Raw genomic sequence first — 2640 nt, 5'->3', positions numbered from 1 at the left:
GGACGGGCACCTGTCCGAGGCGGTGAAGGACGAGCGGCTGCAGCGCCTGCAGGCGGCGATAAACGAGCAGCAGCAGGATTTCATCGCCAGCTTGGTCGGGCGTACAATCAGCACGCTGATCGAGAAACCGGGCCGCCGTCCGGGGCAAAAAGTCGGCCGTTCGCCATGGCTGCAACCGGTTATTGTTGACGACAAGGCCGGCGGAATCGGTGACATTATCGATGTACGAATCACAAGGACGGGCCAGAACAGCCTGTTCGCCGAGTTGGTCTGATGCATGTCGCCCAAAAGTGCCCGCGGTTTTGGGGCAACGACATGCATAGCCACAAGCCTCGGCAGATGAGGAGAGACGGTTGAGCGCTGCTGAACTGAAGAATCCGCCCCAGACCCAGGCGTCCGGGGCCTCCGATATGGCGCACATCGTACTGACCTTCGACAACAACAAGCTCGCCAGCGCCCTTTATGGCCAGTTCGACGAGAATTTGGCCCGGCTCGAGCAGAAGCTTGGGGTCGACATCCGCTCGAAGGGCAACCAGCTCGCCATCAAGGGCTCGGCGACAGCCGCCGAGCAGGCGCGCCGGGCGCTCGATAGCCTCTATGGCATCCTCCAGAAGGGTGTCGATATCGGCCAGTCCGATGTCGACGGCGCCATTCGCATGGCGATCGCCGCCGACGACCAGCTCACGCTGCCGACAATGGAGCGCAAGGGCAAGGTCTCGGCAGCCCAGATCGCGACCCGCAAGAAGACGATCTACGCCCGCTCGCTCAACCAGGACGCCTATATGCGGGCGCTGGAGCGCTCGGAGATGGTCTTCGGCATCGGCCCGGCCGGCACCGGCAAGACCTACCTGGCTGTGGCCCATGCGGCGATGCTGCTGGAGCGCGGCATGGTCGAGCGCATCGTGCTGTCGCGTCCGGCCGTCGAGGCAGGCGAGCGCCTGGGCTTCCTGCCCGGCGACATGAAGGAAAAGGTCGATCCGTATCTGAGGCCGCTGTACGACGCGCTCTACGACATGATGCCGGCAGACAAGGTCGAGCGGGCGATCGCCGCCGAGGTCATCGAGATCGCGCCTTTGGCCTTCATGCGCGGCCGCACGTTGGCGCACGCGGCGGTGATCCTCGACGAGGCGCAGAACACCACGCCGATGCAGATGAAGATGTTTCTCACCCGTCTCGGCGAGAATTCGCGCATGATCGTCACCGGCGATCCTACCCAGATCGACCTGCCGCCCAACACCAAGTCGGGCCTGGTCGAGGCGCTGCGCATCCTCGATGGCGTCCCGGGCATCGTCACGGTCCGCTTCAACGAAGGCGACGTGGTGCGGCACCCGTTGGTCGCCGAGATCGTCAAGGCCTATGACCGCGACGGCAAGCTGGCGAGAGGCCTGGGCGCCGAAAGCTGAAAAGCAGCATGGCTGAAAATCCGGAACGCACCGGCGGGCCGCCCGTCGACATCGATATTTTCGTCGAGGCCGGCGACTGGCCCGTCGAAGCCGAACTGACGCGTCTTGTCGATCAGGCCGTTGCTGCCGCGTTTGCCGAAACCGGTATAAGTGGGACTTCGGAGCTCAGCATCGTTTTTTCCGACGACGCCCATATCCGGATCCTCAACGCCGAATGGCGCGACAAGGACAAGCCGACCAACGTCTTGTCTTTCCCGGCTTTTCCGTCCCCGAAAGGCGGTCCGCTGCCTCCGATGCTTGGCGACATCGTGCTGGCGTCGGAGACGGTCGCGCGAGAGGCCGCACTGGAAGAAAAGCCGCTCGGGAACCATATCAGCCATCTCGTCATCCATGGCCTGCTGCATCTTCTGGGCTACGATCACGAGACCGACGCCGAGGCCGAGGAGATGGAAGCGACGGAGCGCAAGGCCCTTGCAAGGCTTGCCATTCCCGATCCCTACGCGTAACAAAAAAAGCTCAATTGACCAGAAGACGATGAACGACAAACCAGAAACTGCCGCCCATGCGGACGTCGGCAGTGGGGCCAAGCCTTCCGAAAAGACGGAAGAGGGTTCCAGTCCGAGTATTCCGACCGGCAGCGCGGCCGCGGAGCCGACGCATGCCGGTCCTTCGCTCTTTGACCGGGTCCTGGGCCTGTTCAGGCACCGCAACGGCACCAACCTGCGCGAGGAGATCGCCGGCGCGTTGGCCGAGACCGCCAGCGATGCCGAGTCCTTCTCGCCGGGCGAGCGCGCCATGCTCAACAACATCCTGCGACTGCGCGAAGTGCGCGTCGAGGATGTGATGGTGCCGCGCGCCGACATCGAGGCGGTCGAGATCTCCACCACATTGGGCGACCTGCTTGGCCTCTTCGAGGAGTCTGGCCATTCGCGCATGCCGGTCTATGCCGAAACGCTCGACGATCCGCGCGGCATGGTCCACATCCGCGACGTGCTTGCCCATATCACCAAGCTTGCCCGCGCCAGGAAGGGCCGCGCGACCAGGAAAGCTCCCGCGCCGGTTGCTCTCGATCTGGCCCAGGTCGATCTCGCGCGCACGATCGGCGACCTCAACCTGATCCGCCCGGTGCTGTTCGTGCCGCCTTCCATGCTTGCTTCCGACCTGATGGGGCGCATGCAGACGACGCGCACGCAGATGGCGCTGGTCATCGACGAATATGGCGGCACCGACGGCCTCG

At 64.1% G+C, this 2640-nt stretch carries 4 protein-coding genes; all 4 read left to right on the top strand.

All coding sequences use genetic code 11. The features are described from left to right. A partial coding sequence (locus Q0L57_RS12170; RefSeq protein ID WP_296742948.1) for a TRAM domain-containing protein occupies window positions 1–274 on the top strand: 274 nt, incomplete at its 5' end. Between the two features lie 136 nt (window positions 275–410). After that, a complete protein-coding gene (locus Q0L57_RS12165; protein ID WP_296742950.1) occupies window positions 411–1403 on the top strand; it encodes a PhoH family protein in 993 nt (330 codons plus the stop codon). A gap of 8 nt (window positions 1404–1411) precedes the next feature. Then, window positions 1412–1909 carry an rRNA maturation RNase YbeY gene (ybeY, locus tag Q0L57_RS12160; protein ID WP_296742947.1) on the top strand — a complete coding sequence of 166 codons (498 nt, stop codon included), beginning with the start codon at window positions 1412–1414 and terminating at the stop codon, window positions 1907–1909. Window positions 1910–1937: 28 nt separating this feature from the next. Beyond that, window positions 1938–2640 (top strand): CBS domain-containing protein (locus tag Q0L57_RS12155; RefSeq protein ID WP_296742945.1); only part of this gene is annotated, 703 nt, incomplete at its 3' end.

The sequence above is a fragment of the Mesorhizobium sp. genome (assembly GCF_024509055.1).
Classification (GTDB): Bacteria; Pseudomonadota; Alphaproteobacteria; order Rhizobiales; family Rhizobiaceae; genus Mesorhizobium.
This window is presented reverse-complemented; position numbering and strand designations above follow the sequence as displayed.